General features: G+C 66.1%; 16 protein-coding genes. 6 read left to right on the plus strand and 10 right to left on the minus strand.

The annotated features are described in order from the left end of the window. Positions 1-6: 6 nt before the first annotated feature. From AC1RKI_RS07760 to AC1RKI_RS07770, 3 genes are all read right to left on the minus strand, one after another. Positions 7-1,113: an S-(hydroxymethyl)glutathione dehydrogenase/class III alcohol dehydrogenase gene (locus tag AC1RKI_RS07760; RefSeq protein WP_061959915.1), complete on the minus strand. Its 1,107-nt coding sequence runs from the start codon at positions 1,111-1,113 to the stop codon at positions 7-9. A gap of 102 nt (positions 1,114-1,215) precedes the next feature. Continuing rightward, a complete protein-coding gene (locus AC1RKI_RS07765; RefSeq protein ID WP_492796152.1) occupies positions 1,216-2,604 on the minus strand; it encodes an NTP/NDP exchange transporter in 1,389 nt (462 codons plus the stop codon). A 33-nt stretch (positions 2,605-2,637) separates the two neighbouring features. Then, the gene (locus AC1RKI_RS07770; RefSeq protein WP_150980524.1) at positions 2,638-3,558 is read right to left on the minus strand and encodes an aldo/keto reductase; all 921 of its coding nucleotides are present in this window, start codon (positions 3,556-3,558) and stop codon (positions 2,638-2,640) included. 187 nt (positions 3,559-3,745) lie between these two features. On the opposite strand from AC1RKI_RS07770, the gene AC1RKI_RS07775 reads away from it, so the two are divergent. The 6 genes from AC1RKI_RS07775 (at position 3,746) to AC1RKI_RS07800 (ending at position 8,181) form a co-directional block, all read left to right on the plus strand. Next, the gene (locus AC1RKI_RS07775; protein WP_492796207.1) at positions 3,746-4,612 is read left to right on the plus strand and encodes a branched-chain amino acid ABC transporter permease; all 867 of its coding nucleotides are present in this window, start codon (positions 3,746-3,748) and stop codon (positions 4,610-4,612) included. Continuing rightward, positions 4,609-5,607, plus strand: coding sequence for a branched-chain amino acid ABC transporter permease (locus AC1RKI_RS07780; protein WP_492796150.1), 999 nt, complete (start codon positions 4,609-4,611; stop codon positions 5,605-5,607). The genes AC1RKI_RS07775 and AC1RKI_RS07780 overlap by 4 nt, the downstream gene beginning before the upstream one ends. After that, complete coding sequence (locus AC1RKI_RS07785) at positions 5,604-6,356, plus strand: ABC transporter ATP-binding protein (RefSeq protein WP_227460945.1); 753 nt, start codon at positions 5,604-5,606, stop codon at positions 6,354-6,356. The genes AC1RKI_RS07780 and AC1RKI_RS07785 overlap by 4 nt, the downstream gene beginning before the upstream one ends. After that, complete coding sequence (locus AC1RKI_RS07790) at positions 6,349-7,056, plus strand: ABC transporter ATP-binding protein (RefSeq protein ID WP_061956617.1); 708 nt, start codon at positions 6,349-6,351, stop codon at positions 7,054-7,056. The genes AC1RKI_RS07785 and AC1RKI_RS07790 overlap by 8 nt, the downstream gene beginning before the upstream one ends. Positions 7,057-7,282: 226 nt before the next feature. Then, on the plus strand, positions 7,283-7,591 hold the full coding sequence (locus AC1RKI_RS07795) for a hypothetical protein (protein WP_492796148.1): 309 nt from the start codon (positions 7,283-7,285) through the stop codon (positions 7,589-7,591). Between the two features lie 113 nt (positions 7,592-7,704). Then, entirely contained in the window at positions 7,705-8,181 is a 477-nt protein-coding gene (locus AC1RKI_RS07800) for a GNAT family N-acetyltransferase (RefSeq protein ID WP_492796146.1), read from the plus strand. Between the two features lie 216 nt (positions 8,182-8,397). On the opposite strand, the gene AC1RKI_RS07805 is transcribed toward AC1RKI_RS07800, so the two are convergent. The 7 genes from AC1RKI_RS07805 to AC1RKI_RS07835 all read right to left on the minus strand — a co-directional run bounded on the left by AC1RKI_RS07805 (position 8,398) and on the right by AC1RKI_RS07835 (position 15,845). After that, the gene (locus AC1RKI_RS07805) at positions 8,398-8,697 is read right to left on the minus strand and encodes a c-type cytochrome (protein WP_061956623.1); all 300 of its coding nucleotides are present in this window, start codon (positions 8,695-8,697) and stop codon (positions 8,398-8,400) included. A 5-nt stretch (positions 8,698-8,702) separates the two neighbouring features. Then, complete coding sequence (locus AC1RKI_RS07810; protein ID WP_061956625.1) at positions 8,703-9,962, minus strand: PQQ-dependent sugar dehydrogenase; 1,260 nt, start codon at positions 9,960-9,962, stop codon at positions 8,703-8,705. A 199-nt stretch (positions 9,963-10,161) separates the two neighbouring features. Next, a complete protein-coding gene (locus AC1RKI_RS07815) occupies positions 10,162-11,343 on the minus strand; it encodes an ABC transporter substrate-binding protein (protein WP_244787981.1) in 1,182 nt (393 codons plus the stop codon). Between the two features lie 220 nt (positions 11,344-11,563). Then, complete coding sequence (locus tag AC1RKI_RS07820; protein WP_061956629.1) at positions 11,564-12,919, minus strand: GntP family permease; 1,356 nt, start codon at positions 12,917-12,919, stop codon at positions 11,564-11,566. A 138-nt stretch (positions 12,920-13,057) separates the two neighbouring features. After that, positions 13,058-13,450 carry a RidA family protein gene (locus AC1RKI_RS07825; RefSeq protein ID WP_061956631.1) on the minus strand — a complete coding sequence of 131 codons (393 nt, stop codon included), beginning with the start codon at positions 13,448-13,450 and terminating at the stop codon, positions 13,058-13,060. A gap of 14 nt (positions 13,451-13,464) precedes the next feature. Then, a complete protein-coding gene (locus AC1RKI_RS07830; RefSeq protein WP_492796142.1) occupies positions 13,465-14,937 on the minus strand; it encodes an N-acyl-D-amino-acid deacylase family protein in 1,473 nt (490 codons plus the stop codon). A gap of 2 nt (positions 14,938-14,939) precedes the next feature. After that, complete coding sequence (locus AC1RKI_RS07835) at positions 14,940-15,845, minus strand: MurR/RpiR family transcriptional regulator (protein ID WP_227460948.1); 906 nt, start codon at positions 15,843-15,845, stop codon at positions 14,940-14,942. Positions 15,846-15,862 lie beyond the last annotated feature (17 nt).

A 15,862-nucleotide genomic window follows, 5' to 3' on the forward strand; every position in this document is an offset into this window, starting at 1 on the left:
GCGTTCTCAGTACAGCACGACCGAGCGGATCGACTCGCCGCGCTTCATCAGGTCAAAGCCTTCGTTGATGCGATCGAGCGGCAGCGTATGTGTGATCAGGTCGTCGATGTTGAGCTTGCCTTCCATGTACCAGTCGACGATCTTCGGCACATCGGTACGGCCACGCGCGCCACCAAACGCCGAGCCCTTCCATTCGCGGCCCGTGACGAGCTGGAACGGACGCGTGGAGATTTCTGCGCCAGCCTCGGCCACGCCGATGATGATCGATTTGCCCCAGCCCTTGTGGCAGCATTCCAGCGCCTGGCGCATGACCTGGGTATTGCCGATGCATTCGAACGAATAGTCGGCGCCGCCATCGGTCAGCTGCACGATGTGGTCCACCACGTTGTCCACCTGCTTCGGATTGACGAAATGCGTCATGCCGAACTTGCGCGCCATTGCCTCGCGGCCCGGGTTGAGGTCGACGCCGATGATCTTGTCGGCGCCCACCATCTTCGCGGCCTGGATCACGTTCAGGCCGATGCCGCCCAGGCCGAACACCACCACGTTGGCCCCGGCTTCCACCTTGGCCGTGAACAGCACCGCGCCCACGCCCGTGGTGACGCCGCAGCCGATGTAGCAGACCTTGTCGAACGGTGCATCGGGACGGATCTTGGCCAACGCGATCTCCGGCACCACGATGTGGTTGGCGAAGGTCGACGTGCCCATGTAGTGGAAAATCGGTTTGCCATCGATCGAAAAGCGCGACGTGCCATCGGGCATCAATCCCTTGCCTTGCGTGGCGCGGATGGCCTGGCACAGGTTGGTCTTGCGCGACAGGCAAAACTTGCACTGGCGGCATTCCGGCGTGTAGAGCGGAATCACATGATCGCCCGGCTTCAACGACGTCACGCCGGGGCCGACGTCGGTGACAATGCCCGCGCCCTCGTGGCCCAGGATCGCCGGGAAGATGCCCTCTGGATCGGCGCCGGACAGCGTGTAGTAGTCGGTATGGCAGATGCCAGTCGCCTTGATCTCGACAAGCACTTCACCGGCGCGCGGGCCATCGAGGTCCACCTCTTCCACGGTGAGCGGGGCGCCGGCTTTCCAGGCGATGGCGGCTTTGGTTTTCATGAGGCAGCTCCTTACGTATGAGAGTGGGGCGACACGCGCGTGCGCCACCGAAAGGCCATGACTATACGGGCATCGACGCGGCGCGGCCAGCAGGCTGCGCGATTATCGGCTGCCTGTCGGGTCGCGCGCGAGCGCGGCGGGCAATGGCGTGCTTTGCTGCAGTTCGCCGTCGTGGCGCCGCCCGAGCCACCATCCCAGCCAGGCCCATGCAACGGCCAGCGCAGCGCCGGCCAGCGCCACGGTTGCGGGATGGCCGGACAGCGCGTCGATGGCGGTCTTGACCCACGCGCTTACCGCATCGCCGGCGCGATAGATCGCCGTGTCGATGACGTTCTTGGCCTTGTACTTGGTTTGCGGATCGACCGCGGTGAACAGCATTTCGCGCCCCGGACGCAGCATCGCGTATTCGCCCACACGCCGCACGATCATCGCGGCAGCCAGCACGCCAAACACCGGCCACATCGACAACAGCAGGAACCCGCACATCACGGCCAGCGGCACGGCGGTGAGCAGCGCGGTGACGCCATAGCGCCGCGCCACGCGCCCGGAGAAAAAGATCTGCACGAGGATCGTCAGCGCCTGCACGCTGGCGTCCAGCGCGCTGAAGACCTGCGTCTGCTGCGCGCGCGAGGGAAACGCGGCCGACACCAGCCGCGCCTGCTCGAAATACAGGAACGTGCTCGACGTGGCCAGCAGGATCACAAACAGGCTGATGCCGAGCAGGTAGCGCGAGCGCACGATCAGCGCGAGGCCGGCCCACAGGCCGCCGCCCACGGGCAGCGCGGGATCGTGCCCAACCGCATCGGCGCCGGGCGGGGGCGGACCTGCGGGCGCCGGCGCCGCGCTGCCGGTTGCGTCATCGGCCGCGCCCGCGCCAAGCCGCTGCCGCCATCCGAACAGAAAGCCCACGATCGGCAATGTGGCGGCAAGCAATGCGGCGGACAGCAGCATCAATCCGGTCAGCCCGATCGGTTCAACCAGCCAGCCGCCCAGCACCGGTCCCGCCAGCCCGCCGGCGCTGGCGCCCGCCGCGATCAGCGCAAACAGCCGGCGCGCTTGTTCGGGGCGGAAGACATCGGCCATCAGGCTCCATGCCACCGACACCACGAACAGATTGAACACCGACAGCCAGACATAGAAGGTGCGCGCCAGCCAAACGTTATCCGGCATCGCGCGCGTGGCCCCCGCAAAGCCCAGCAGATTGACGATGAAAAACGCATACACCCACGGCACGAAGCGGCGGCGCGGCAGCCATTTGCAGCACGCGCCGTATAGCGGGATGGCCGCCAGCATCACCACGAAGGTGGCGGTGAACAGCCATTGCAGATTCTTCACGCCGCCGGCGATGCCCATTGTTTCGCGCACGGGCCGCAGCATGAAATAGCTGGCGAACAGGCAGAAGAAGAACAGGAAGGCCGCTACCACGGCTGCCTTTTCGCCATCACGCACGCCCAGCAGTCTGCCGGTACGCGAGTCGTCGTGCGGGTTCATGAGCGGTGGCCGATGTGGGCGGAGACGGCGGCGTTACGCGAGTGCCGCGGCAATGCGCGCGCGTTCGCGCGTGTCCGGCATGCGGCCGAACGCGGCGCCGAGATTGTCGGCCATGTTCTTCGGCTTCGAGGTGGCGGGAATGGCCGCCGTCACGGCCGGATGGCTGACGATGAATTTCAGGAACAGCTGGCCCCACGACGTGCAATCGATCTCGCCCGCCCAATCCGGCAACGGCTTGCCCCTGACCGCGGCAAACAGGCGACCATCCTGGAACGGACGATTGATCAGTACCGCGACACCGCGCTCTTCACACAGCGGCAGCAGGGTCTTTTCGGCATTGCGCTCGGCCAGCGAATAGTTCACCTGCAGGAAGTCGACTTTTTCGGTCCGCAGTATCTGCGCCAGCGTGTCGTGCGCGTCCTCGCGGTAATGGGTGATGCCGATATAGCGCGTCTTGCCCTGCGCCTTCAGCTGGCGCAGCAGCTTCAGGTTGTTCTGCCAGTCGATCAGGTTGTGCACCTGCAGCAGATCGACCACATCGCTGCGCAGGTCGGCGCGCGACTGGGTGAACTGCTCGATCGCATTGGGCGCACCGGAGGAAATCTTGGTCGCGACGAAGACGTTGCGCCGCGCGTTGGCGGCCTGCAGCAGGTCGCCGGTCACCACTTCGGCACTGCCATAGCTGGGCGCGGTATCGACTACGGCATGCGGAATGCGCTGCAGCAGCATCGCCAGAACCTCGCCGAGCGGCGCGCGCTCCTCGGACGTCCTGCCCACGTTGAAAGTGTCGGCGGTACCCATGCCGATCACGGGCAACTGCTCGTTGGTGCCGGGAATCTTGCGGCGCATCGGGGCTTCGACCGTGGCGGCCTGCGCGGCGGCCAGCGCGGGCGCGGCGCGCAGTGTGGCAAGCGCGGTGGAAATACCCAGAAAAGTGCGGCGGTCGATCGGCATGGCAACGTCCCGGCAGTCAGGTGCCAGAGACCTTAGCGCGCCCACCGGGCGATGTAAAGCCGTGCCCGCATGCGGGCCGGGTCACGCCCGATTGCAAATATGCGGCGTGCACTGAACAATCTGCGCCTTGGTTTCATGCAAAACCCCGTTTCCACCGCAGTGATCGACCTGAAAGGACCGGAACGTGATAGCGAGCCTGCTCGGCGTGCTGTTCGATGGTGTGACATACGGCAGCCTGCTGTTCCTGATCGGCATGGGCCTGTCGGTGACGATGGGGCTGATGAATTTCATCAACCTGGCGCACGGCGGGTTTGCGATGCTGGGCGGCTATGTGGCGGTGGTGGCGATGAACCGGTTCGGCGTGCCGTTCCTGGCCGCGCTGCCGCTGGCATTCGCCGCCGCCGCGCTGGCCGGCGGCCTGTTCGAGCGCACGCTTTACCGGCGCCTGTATCGCGCCAGCCATCTCGATCAGGTGCTGTTCTCGATCGGCCTGACCTTCATGGCCATGGCCGGCGCCACTTGGTTGTTCGGGCCCGGGCAGCAGCCGGTGACGCTGCCTGCGTTCCTGCTGGGGCAGATCAGGGTGGGCGGCCTCGAACTGGGCGCGTATCGGCTGTTCCTGCTGGCCGTCGTCGTCGTCATCACGCTGTCGCTGGGCTGGCTGGTGGCGCGCACCCGATTTGGCGCACAAGTGCGCGCGGCCGTGGACAACCAACAGGCCGCCAGCGGGCTCGGCATCGACGTCGGGCGTGTCTTTAGCCTGACATTCGCGCTCGGGTCGGGGCTTGCCGGGCTGGGTGGCGCGCTTGGCATAGATGTGTTGGGGCTGGACCCGACGTTCCCCCTCAAGTACATGGTCTACTTCCTGCTGGTGGTCGCGGTGGGCGGCGCGGGCAGCATCCGCGGATCGCTGGTGGCGGCAATCGTGCTCGGCGTGGCGGATGTGGCCGGCAAATACTATGTGCCCGAGGTGGGCGCGTTCGTGATCTACGCGATGATGGTGCTGTTGCTGGTGGCGTTTCCCGCCGGGCTCTACGGGAGGCGCGCCGCATGAAACCGCTTGCGCGAGGCGTGCTGCCGGACGGTCGCTGGCATGCCGCGGAAATCGTTTTCTGGCTGGCGCCGGTCGCCGTGTTTTTCCTGCTGCCCGATTACCTGATTCTCGGCAGCCAGATCCTCATCGCCGGCTTGTTTGCACTGTCGCTCGATCTGATCCTCGGCTATGCGGGCATTGTCTCGCTGGGGCACGCGGCGTTCTTTGGCCTGGGCGCGTACACGGCTGGCTTGCTGGGTGCGCATGGCTGGGGCGAACCGGTTTCCGGCCTGTGCGCCGCAGCCGGCGTGGCGGCCGTGGCGGGCTGGCTGTGCAGTTTCCTGGTGGTGCGCGGCGGCGACCTGACGCGCCTGATGGTGACGCTCGGCATCGGCCTGATGCTGTTCGAGGCGGCCAACAAGGCGGCATTCCTGACGGGCGGCGTCGACGGGCTTTCCGGCGTGGCGATGTGGCCGCTGCTGGGGCGCTTCGAATTCGATCTGTCCGGCAAAACCGCCTACGTGTACAGCCTGACGGTGCTGTTCGCGATGTTCGTGCTGATGCGCCGTATCGTTGCATCGCCGTTCGGCTTGTCGCTGCGCGGGGTACGCGAAGGCGCGCGACGCATGCCCGCGCTGGGTGCCGATGTGCCAAGGCGCTTGCGTACGGTGTTCACGATGTCGGCGGCCATGGCGGGCGTGGCCGGTGCATTGCTGGCGCAGACCACCCAATTCGTCGGCATGGATGTGCTGGGCTTCCCGCGTTCGGCCGAATTGCTGGTGATGCTGGTGCTGGGCGGCACGGGCAGGCTGTACGGCGCGCTGGTTGGCGCGGCGCTGTTCATGGTCGCGCAGGACGTGCTCGCGGGGATCGATCCGGTTTACTGGCAGTTCTGGATCGGGCTGTTGCTGGTGGTGATGGTGTTGACGGCCAGGGGCGGCGTGATGGGCGCCGTCTCCGCGCTGGCAGCGCGCCGGCGGGCGGCCGCCATGGCGCATGACGGAGCCGACGCATGACGGCGACGCTGCGCACCGAAGGCCTGGGCAAATCGTGGGGCGCGTTTGCCGCCAACAGCGATATCTCGCTGACCTTTGCACCTGGGGCGCGGCACGCGCTGATTGGCCCCAACGGTGCGGGCAAAACCACGTTCATCAATCTGCTGACCGGCGCGCTGGCGCCATCGACGGGCCGCATCTGGCTGGGCGATCGTGACATCACCGCCTTGCCTCAGCACGCGCGCGTCCGGCTTGGCATGACGCGCACGTTCCAGATCAACACGCTGTTTCCCGGGCTGACGGTGCTCGAATCGGTGGCGCTGGCGGTGGCCGAGCGCACCGGCGCGGCGCGCGTCTGGACGCGCACGGTTGCATCGCACACCGCGCTGCGCGACGAGGCGATGGCCGTGCTGGCGTTACTGCGGCTGGACCGCGATGCCGATAGCGAGACTCGGCACCTGCCCTACGGCAAGCAACGCCTGCTGGAAATGGCGTTGGCGCTGGCCACGCGTCCGTCGATCCTGCTGCTTGACGAACCGGCCGCGGGCATACCGGCTGGCGAGAGTGCGGAACTGTTCGCGGTCATCGCCGCGCTGCCGCGCGATATCACGGTGCTGTTCATCGAACACGACATGGATCTCGTGTTCCGCTTTGCCGAGCGCATCACGGTGCTGGTGGCGGGCGCCGTACTGACCGAAGGCACGCCGGCCGAAATTGCCGCGGACCGGCGCGTCAAAGAGGTCTATCTGGGGGAAAGCGCGCATGGGTGAGTTGCTGACGATGGCCGGCGTGAGCGCGGGCTACGGCGATGCCGTGGTGCTGGACCGCATCGACCTGGCACTGGGCGAGGGCGAAAGCCTGGCGCTGCTGGGGCGCAATGGCGTCGGCAAGACCACGCTGCTGGCCACGCTGATGGGCTTCACGCGCATGCGCGCCGGCACACTGCACTGGCGCGGGCGCGACCTGCTGCGGATGCCGCCTCATCGGCGCGCGCAGGCCGGCATCGGCTGGGTGCCGCAGGAACGCTGGATGTTCCCGTCGCTGAGCGTGGAAGAACACCTGAGCGCGGTGGCGCGTCCGGGGCCCTGGGACATCGCTGGTATCTATCGGACCTTTCCGAGGCTGGCCGAACGGCGGCGGCATCTGGGCAACCAGTTGTCGGGCGGCGAGCAACAGATGCTGGCGATCGCGCGGGCGCTGATGGTCAATCCCGCGTTGCTGCTGCTCGACGAACCGATGGAAGGCCTTGCGCCCATCATCGTGCAGGAATTGCAGCGTGTGATTGCGGGCCTGATCGCCGAAAGCGGTATGGCGGTGATCGTTGTGGAGCAGCATGCGCGCCTTGCGCTGGGCATGACGCAACACGCGGTGGTACTGGATCGGGGCCGCGTGGTGCAGCGCTGCCGCAGCGCCGACCTGCTGGCGGACCAGGCGCTACTCGATCGGCTGGTGAGCGTCGGTCATGCGTGAGGTGTCGTGTCCGGGCGGCGTCGCGATCGGACGCTTCCGACCTTTCAGATTCCTCTCATGGTGCCGGGGGCGCGCGGATTCCACAATGCACCTGTCGTCGCGTTGTGCGGCGCAGCGGGCGGCCAGCCCGCTTTCCATCAAGATCCGAAGGAGTCAGCCATGCATTGCATCGAGGTACGCATCTTACCCATCTGTCCGGTCCCTCTCGCCGTGGGGAGGCCGGGCCATGGCTAAACCGGCATCGGGGTCCGCGCCGCGCAAGTCGGACAGTGCAAGGCCGGTCGTCCATCGTCATGCCGGGTTGCCGCCGTTGGCCGGGCTCTCGTCCGTCTGCGTGCTGGCGTTGCGCAAGCTGGAGCGGGTTCACGGCGCGATGGGCGTGATGACGGTGGCGCTCGAGCACGCAGCGTCACCCGAATTCTCGAACGAGGGCGCTGCGCTGATCCTGCGCATGCTGAGGCAGGAATCCGCCGCCGCGCTCACGGCGCTGGTGTCCGGCTCCGGTCCGCGCGACGCAGGGGCAACTGCGCAATGACCTGTCGCCGGGACGGCGGCGAGTCATGGCGTCACTGTCCCGGCCGCCCTGCAGACATGGCATTGGCCACTGTGCCGGTGTCGCTGTGTGATTCTTCATTTCTTCTTCGACACATGGACGAACTGCATACGCGGGCAGTAGGCCCGGATGATCTGGAACTGATCTGCAGACATCGCGAGGCGATGTTCCAGGAGGCCGGTTTCGCGGCCGACACGCTGCGCACGATGAGCGTGCATTTCCGCGAATGGCTACAACCGCGGCTTATCGACGGCAGCTATTGCGGATTTCTGCTCATGAATGGGCCGCGCGCCGTGGCCGGTGTGGGGCTGATGGTGATCGACTGGCCGCCGCATCCCGCGCATCCCGCACAAGCGTCGCGCGGCTACGTGCTGAACCTGTATGTCGAGCCCGAGTCTCGAGGCCGCGGTGCGGCGCGTCGGCTGATGGCACTGGCCGAGGCGGAATTCGCGCGCCGCGGCGTGGACTTTGCCATCCTTCACGCCACGCAGGCCGGGCGGCCCATCTACGAACGCGACGGCTGGCGCCAGACCTCGGAGATGTCGAAGACGCTTTCGCCGCCCGGTGCATGACGATGCATGACGATATAAGGCAAGCCGCTGGCAGCGTCCCGCGTCTTATGCAGGGCAGGCTCGCGCATCGATCCCGCCTGGCACGCGAGGCAACGTGCCCGGAGGCAATGACCATGAAGCAGTGACCACGCGGCGATGACCACGCGGCGACGACCAACGTTCACGTCGCAGTCCATGCCGCAACGGCTACGCAGCACGGACCACTCAGGCAAGGACCTAAGGCTTGAGACTGCTGTAGAACGCGGCGAGATTGGCGATGTCGGCGTCGCTCAATGGCTTGGCCATCATGTTCATCATCTCGTCCTTGCGTGCGCCGCTCTTGTAGTCCTTGAGCGCCTTGGCCAGGTACTGCTCCACCTGACCGGCAAGATGCGGCGCCTCAGGCAGTTTCGACTTGCCGTCCAGCCCGTGGCAAGCCTGGCACTGCGTCGCCTTGGCTCGGCCCGCCTGTGCGTCGGCGGCCAGTGCGGGTGCACTGGCGCAGAGGCAAAGCCATGCGATGACGGCGATCCGCATGCCGATCATTTCGCACCCGAATACGAGATACGATAAATCGCGCCGGCGAAGTCGTCCGAGACCAGCAGCGAGCCGTCCTGCAATTGCTGTACATCGACGGGACGTCCCATGTATTCGCCATTGGGCGTAAGCCAGCCTTCGGCAAACACTTCGGTCTCGCCGACCGATCCGTCGGACTTGACAGGGGTGTAGACGATGCGCGCGCCGATCGGCTTGGTGCGATTCCAAGATCCGTGCTCGGCCGCAAAGACGCCGCCCTGGTATTTGGCCGGGAACATCTTGCCGGTGTAGAACGACATGCCGAGATCGGCCGCGTGGGCTGCGTATTCCACCACCGGGAACACCACGTCCTTGGGTGGCTGTGCGTCCTTGTACTCGACGGTGCGGACCTTGCCACCGCCGTACCAGGGGAAGCCGAAGTTCTGGCCGGCCTTGGTCGCGTGGTTCAGTTCTCCGGGCGGCTGGTCGTCGCCCATGCCGTCCACCTGGTTGTCGGTGAACCACAGCGACTTGTCGGCGGGATTGAAATCGAGCCCGACGGAGTTGCGCACGCCATGCGCATACACCTCGCGGTTCTTGCCGTCCTGGTCGATGCGGATGATGCCGGCGAGACCGGCCTTGTCCAGCGCGGCCAGCTTGTCCTTGGGCGGCACGTTCCAAGGCTGGCCCAGCGTGATGTAGAGCTTCTTGTCCGGCCCGACGCGGCAGGTGCGGGCGCCGTGATTGAAGCTCTCGAACTCGACCGGCACCAGCTTGCCTTGCGGCACCACCACGCCAGCGGCAACATCGGGCCCGCCTTCGCCAAAGAACTGCGCGGCGGGGAAGGCCAGCACGCGGTTCTGCTCCACCACATAGAGAATGCCGTCGGGCGAGAAACATACGCCATTGGGCACCTTGAAAGTGACGGCGCTGGCAAACTGCACGACATCGTCGGCCACGCGGCGTTTGGTGCGATCGGTAACCTGCCACACGCGGTTCTTGCGTGTGCCGACGAAGACTACGCCGGTTGAAGGCTCGATGGCCATGTGCCGCGCTTCCGGCACCACGGCATAGAGGTCGATCTTGAAGCCTTGCGGCAGCTTGATGGCTTTCAGGTTTTCGCGCAGCGCGTCGGCCTTCTGGCCCGTTTGCTGGACGGTTTCCGCCGGCGGCGCGCCGGTCTGCTTGAAACTCTGCAGCTTCTGCAGGTTGTCGGTGGGCGCTGCAAGGGCCGGCACGGCACCCACGAGCAACGCCGCGGCCATGGCAATGGCTGAGCTCTTCATCGTGATGTCTCCGAAAACTTCTTGTCTTTTAGTCGTTGCGCGGCGAGCGCAGCACCGCCAGACAAGGTTAGGTCAGCTTTCCCCGCAAGGGAAATGCAGATCTCAGATTTCACGCTGAAAGATTTCGAATACGCGCACGATGGCGGCCGACCGCACGTCCCGGCCCACAGGAGCGCGGGCCGGGGCGTGCGGCACGCGCTTATTTGCCCGAATCCTTGACGCCGTCGAACTTGTCGAATTCGACGTTGTAGAGTTCGCCGTTGACCTTTTCCACCTTGCGGATATACACGGTCTGGATCACATCGCGCGTGGCCGGGTCGATCGTGATGGGGCCGCGCGGACTTTGCAGCGTCATGCCCTTGAGCGCGGCGAGAAACTTGTCGCCGTCGGGCGCGCCATTGGTTCTCTTCAGCGCCTCGTAGATGGCGGCCATGCCGTCATAGGCCGCCACCGCCATGAAGTTGGGGCGGCCGGCGCCGGGGTTGGCAGCGGCAAACGCCTTCAGGAAGGCCTTGTTTTCCTTCGAATCGTGCGCGGCCGAATAGTGGAACGAGGTGATCACGCCAAGCGTTGCGTCGCCCATGGCCGGCAGCACGTGGTCGTCCGTCAGGTCGCCGGTCGCGATCACGCGGATGCCGGCGTCGGCCAGTCCGCGTTCGCGGAAGCCCTTCATGAAAGCCACGCCCTGTTCGCCCGCGGGCAGAAACAGGAAGACCGCTTCCGGTCGGGCATCCTTGATGCGCTGGATGAACGGCGCGAACTCGGGATTGCGCAGCGGCACGCGGATCGATTCGACAATCTGGCCGCCACCGCCGAGGAAATTGGTCTTGAATGCGGTTTCAGCGTCGATGCCGGGCGCGTAGTCGGCCACCAGCGTCACTACCTTCTTGATGCGATTGCGCACGGCCCAGGTGGCCATCGGCGCGGAAATCTGCGGCAGCGTCATCGATACGCGCGCGATGTAATTCGACTTGGTGGTGATCACCGACGACGCGGCGTTAAAGATCACCATTGGCTTTTTTGCCTGCTCGGCGATCGGCGCCACGGCCAGCGCTTCGGGCGTCAGGCCAAAGCCCGCCAGGATGTCCACCTTGTCGCGCACCACCAGTTCCTGCGCCAGACGCTTGGCGATGTCGGGCGCCGGGCCGGTAGTGTCCTTGACGATGATCTGGATCTTGCGGCCCGCCACGGTGTCGCCATGCAGCGATTGCCAGGCCTTGATGCCGCCCTCCATTTGCTTGCCATAGTCGGCAAAACTGCCGGAGAACGGCGCAATCAGTCCGATCTTCACAGGATCGGCGGCATGGCACAGCGTGGAATAGGCAAGGACGGCAACGGCGCCACAAGCCATCATGGCGCGGCGCAGCGGACTGACGATCATGGATGTCTCCCGGGAGTGCGGCATCGGACGGCCGCATCGATCAGGGAGTGTAGGGCGCGGGGCGGGGTGGAGCAATCCCCGCACGATATGGGGTATGCCCGGGGCCGCTGGCATGCGCCGAGCGGCGTTGCGATGACGTCGGCTTGCGTGCGGACGCGCCCCGGCAGGCTGCCGCGCCGGCTCCGATACGCTGCGGTATCGGGAGCCGGCCGGGCGTGGATCAGACCACCGTGGCCAGTGCCAGCGTGAACAGCAGCGCCACCACCGAGATGATGGTTTCGGCGACCGACCAGGTTTTCAGCGTCTGGGTCACGGTCATGTTGAAGTACTCCTTGACCAGCCAGAAGCCGCCGTCGTTGACGTGCGAAAGGATCAGCGACCCGGCGCCCGTGGTCAGGACCAGCAGTTCCGGGCGCGTGCCCGGCACGCTGGCCGCGATCGGTGCGACGATGCCGGCGGCGGTGGTCATCGCGACCGTGGCCGAGCCCGTGGCGATACGGATCATCACGGCTACCAGCCAGCCCAGCACCAGCACCGACACGTTGGCGTGCGTGGCAACGTCGACGATGGCCGTCGAGATGCCCGAATCGCGCAGGATGCGCCCGAAGCCGCCGCCCGCGCCAACCACCAGCGTGATGATGGCGGTGGGCGCCACGCACTCGTTGGTCCACTTCAGAATCATCTCGCGCGTGAAGCCGCGCGACTTGCCAAACGTGTAGAAGCTGAACAGCGTGGCGATCAGCAGCGCCATCACCGAGTTGCCGATCAGCTTGAGGAAGTCGTTGGCAAAGGTCTTTGGCGTGGTGATCAGGTCCGCCCAGCTGCCGATCAGCATCAGGAACACCGGCAGCAGGATCGTCAGCACCGTAATGCCGAAGCCGGGCAGGTTGCCCTTGGAGGCGCCGGCTTCCTCGGTCAGCTGTTCGGCCAGCGGGTTGATGGCGGGCAGCGTCACATGCTTGTCGATCAGCTTGGCGAACAGCGGGCCGGCGATGATCGCGGTGGGAATGCCGACGATCAGCGCGTACAGGATCGTCTTGCCCATATCGGCGCCGTAGGCCTGCACGGCCAGCAGCGCGGCCGGGTGCGGCGGGATCAGCCCGTGCACCACGGACAGGCCGCAGACCATCGGGATACCCACCAGGATCATCGACGTGTTGGTGCGCTTGGCGACGTTGAACGCGATGGGAATCAGCAGCACGAAGCCCACTTCGAAGAACACCGGCAGGCCGACGATGAACGCGATGACCATCATGGCCCAATGCACGTTCTTCTCGCCGAAGAAATCGATCAGCGTCAGCGCGATGCGCTCCGCGCCGCCCGATTCGGCCATCATCTTGCCGAGCATCGTGCCCAGCCCGATCACCAGCGCGATATGGCCGAGCGTGCCGCCCACCCCAGCTTCGAACGACTTGATGATGTCGCCCATTGGCATGCCGACGGCAAAGCCGAGCAGCACGGAAACCACCACGAGCGTGATGAACGGGTTCAGTTTGAATCGGGCGATCAAGATCACCAGCGCGATCACGGCGATCAGCGCATATATCAAGAGCGTGGTTCCGGTAACGGCACCCATGTCTCGTCTCCTTTTGACGGTTGCTGTCCGCGAGGACAGTCCGCTTCCGCTATGAAAAAGCCGCTATGCCCGGTGCGTAGCGGCAGGTTGATAAAACTGTCGGAACATCGGCTGGCTCGCCGATGCCGGCGCCCGGTTTCAGGCTGCCGGTTTCTTGTAGGCGATGCAATCCACCTCGACCTTGCAATCGACCACCATGCTCGATTGCACGCAGGCGCGCGCGGGCGGATTGGCGCCGAAATATTCCTTGAAGATCTTGTTGAACGACGGGAAGTCGCGCGCGTCGTCCAGCCACACCCCGCAGCGCACCACGTGTTCGGGGCCGTAGCCCGCCTCGGCGAGGATCGCCATCACGTTCCTGATGGCCTGGTGGCTCTGCGTGACGATATTGCCTTCGACCACTTCGCCGTTGACCATCGGCACCTGGCCCGACACATAGAGCCAGCCGTCGGCCTGCACGGCGCGCGCGAACGGCATATGCGAGCCGCCCTGGCCCGTGCCGCCTTCGACGCCGAATCGTTTGATGTCCATGGAAACTCCTGTCTTCAGTTTGAGTGTTCGGAATCCCGCGCGGCGCGCGGCAGGAAGCGGCCAGCGCGCACGCCGGTCGCGGCGCGCTGCTGCCAGGTGAGTTCGCCGTTGACCCACACCGCGCCGATCCCTTCGGCCGGCTGCATCGGGTCGGTAAAGCTGGCGGCGTCGCGGATCGTGGCGGCATCGAATAGCACGAGGTCGGCCCAGTAGCCTTCGCGCACGAAGCCGCGTCCGGCCAGGCCGAAGCGCTCGGCCGACAGCCCGGTCATCTTGTTGACGGCGACCGTCAGCGGAAACAGTTCGCGGTCCCGCGCGTAGTGGCCCAGCACGCGCGGAAAGGCGCCCCACAGGCGCGGATGCGGCAGCGGATCGTTGGGCAGGCCATCGGAGCCCACCACCGTGGCCGGATGGCTCAGGATGCGATCGACGTCGGCGTCTTCCATGCAGTGATAGACCGCTCCGGCCGGCTGCAGGCGGCGCGCGGCGTCGTGCAGATCGGTCTGCCATTCGGCGGCGATGTCGGCCAGAAGCCGGCCGCCCATTTCGGGATGCGGCTCGGACCACGTCACCTGGATATCGAAATCGCTGGTGACCTGTTTGAGATCGAGCGTCGACGAACTGGCCGTGTACGGATAACAGTCACACCCGACCGGTTGCCAGCGCTGCGCGGTCTCGAGCGACGCCAACACTTCGGCGCTGCGTCCCCAGTTCGGCACGCCCGCGCATTTGAGGTGCGAGATCACAACCGGCACGCGCGCATGGCGCCCGATGCGATACGCCTCGTCCATGGCGTCGAGGATCTCGGCAAATTCGCTGCGCAGGTGCGTGGCGTACAGCGCGCCGGCATCGGCCAGCGGCTGCGCCAGCGCCAGCACTTCCTCGGTTGGTGCGCTGAAGGCATTGGCATAGGCCAGCCCCGTGGAAAGGCCCAGCGCGCCATGCGCAAGCGCTTCTTCCAGCTGCGCGCGCATGGCCGCGATTTCGTCGGCGGTGGCGGCGCGATCGAAGCGGTCCATATGATTGCTGCGCAGCGCCGTATGGCCAACCAGTGCGGCAACGTTGACGGACGGCCGCGCGGCGTTGACCGCATCGACGTAGGTCTTGAAATCGGGATAGCAAAAGGCGTCGGCGCGGCCCAGCAGATTCATCGGGTCGGGCGGATCGCCGGGCAACGTCACCGGCGCGGCGCTGATGCCGCAGTTGCCCACCACTACCGTGGTCACGCCCTGCGAGATCTTCGGCGTCATGGCCGGATCGCGCACCACATTGGTGTCGTCGTGCGTGTGGACGTCAATGAAGCCGGGCGAGAGCACCAGACCGTGACCCTCCACGACGTGCGAGGCGGTGTCGGGATCGATCGCGGCGGCATCGTCGATGCGGGCGATGCGGCCATCGCGGATCGCCACGTCGGCCATGCGCGCTGCTGCGCCGGAGCCGTCGATCAGCAGCACGCAGCGGATCAGGGTGTCGAACAGATGTGGCATGGTCAGTCTCCCAGCGGCTGGCGGCTGTCCGGGCCGTCGCTGTCGTGGCTCACGCCGCGGTGGACGTCGAGCACATATTTCAGGCGGCGCAGCTTTTCCTTGCTCTGGTCCTGCTGCAGCAACGCGCAATGCGTGGCCAGCACATCCATCACCAGCATCATGGCGTAGCGCGATGCCGAAGGCTTGAAAATGAAGTCGGTTTCCAGCGTGCGCACCGGCAGCAGGACGTCGGCGCGTGCCGCGAGCGGCGACCCGAGCGCGGTGATGGCGATCAGACGCGCGCCGTACTCGCGTGCGATATCGCAACTGGCCAGCATTTCCGGCACGCTGCCGCTGGCCGAGAACGCCAGCACAACATCGTCGCGCGTCAGCGTGGCGGCCACCATCTTTTGCAGCAGCGCATCGTGATAGGTCGCCACGGGCTGGCCCAGCCGCGCCAGGCGGTAGCGCGCCTCGTCGGCCATGAACGTCGATCCGCCACCCATGCCAAAAGCGTAGACCATGCGTGCGTCTAGCAACAGTCGCGCGGCAATGCCGATCCGCTCGGGATCGATCAGCTTGCGATTGACTTCGAGCGTGGTCAGCACGTCGGTGTGGATGCGCTCGGCCAGCGTGGCCGGGGTGTCGGTCTCGGAGGCAGCGGGCGCCGGCTGCAGGAAGCGCGAGCCGACCGCGGTGGCCTGCGCGAGCCGCAGCTTGAGGTCGCGCACGTCGCGGCAGCCGATGGCCTTGGCGAAGCGCGTCACGCTGGCCTCGCTGACGCTGGCGCGCCGCGCCAGTTCGTTGATGCTTGCCGCCGCCGCGCCCGCAAGATCCTCAAGGATCACCTGCGCCACTTTCTGCTCGGCCAGACGCAGCGACGGGCCACGTTCGGCGATGCGGGTCAGGATGTCGAAGGGAGCGGTCATGGGCGGAGCCAGGCTGG

The organism is Cupriavidus sp. GW822-FHT06G04, from assembly GCF_058799075.1.

Coding starts and splice junctions, on each gene's coding strand:
- AC1RKI_RS07765 (WP_492796152.1), bottom strand. CDS start 2,604: ATGAACCCGCACGACGACTCGCGTACCGGCAGACTGCTGGGCGTGCGT.
- AC1RKI_RS07825 (WP_061956631.1), bottom strand. CDS start 13,450: ATGGACATCAAACGATTCGGCGTCGAAGGCGGCACGGGCCAGGGCGGC.
- AC1RKI_RS07785 (WP_227460945.1), top strand. CDS start 5,604: ATGACGGCGACGCTGCGCACCGAAGGCCTGGGCAAATCGTGGGGCGCG.
- AC1RKI_RS07820 (WP_061956629.1), bottom strand. CDS start 12,919: ATGGGTGCCGTTACCGGAACCACGCTCTTGATATATGCGCTGATCGCC.
- AC1RKI_RS07760 (WP_061959915.1), bottom strand. CDS start 1,113: ATGAAAACCAAAGCCGCCATCGCCTGGAAAGCCGGCGCCCCGCTCACC.
- AC1RKI_RS07790 (WP_061956617.1), top strand. CDS start 6,349: ATGGGTGAGTTGCTGACGATGGCCGGCGTGAGCGCGGGCTACGGCGAT.
- AC1RKI_RS07795 (WP_492796148.1), top strand. CDS start 7,283: ATGGCTAAACCGGCATCGGGGTCCGCGCCGCGCAAGTCGGACAGTGCA.
- AC1RKI_RS07810 (WP_061956625.1), bottom strand. CDS start 9,962: ATGAAGAGCTCAGCCATTGCCATGGCCGCGGCGTTGCTCGTGGGTGCC.
- AC1RKI_RS07780 (WP_492796150.1), top strand. CDS start 4,609: ATGAAACCGCTTGCGCGAGGCGTGCTGCCGGACGGTCGCTGGCATGCC.
- AC1RKI_RS07830 (WP_492796142.1), bottom strand. CDS start 14,937: ATGCCACATCTGTTCGACACCCTGATCCGCTGCGTGCTGCTGATCGAC.
- AC1RKI_RS07770 (WP_150980524.1), bottom strand. CDS start 3,558: ATGCCGATCGACCGCCGCACTTTTCTGGGTATTTCCACCGCGCTTGCC.
- AC1RKI_RS07800 (WP_492796146.1), top strand. CDS start 7,705: ATGGACGAACTGCATACGCGGGCAGTAGGCCCGGATGATCTGGAACTG.
- AC1RKI_RS07815 (WP_244787981.1), bottom strand. CDS start 11,343: ATGATCGTCAGTCCGCTGCGCCGCGCCATGATGGCTTGTGGCGCCGTT.
- AC1RKI_RS07805 (WP_061956623.1), bottom strand. CDS start 8,697: ATGCGGATCGCCGTCATCGCATGGCTTTGCCTCTGCGCCAGTGCACCC.
- AC1RKI_RS07835 (WP_227460948.1), bottom strand. CDS start 15,845: ATGACCGCTCCCTTCGACATCCTGACCCGCATCGCCGAACGTGGCCCG.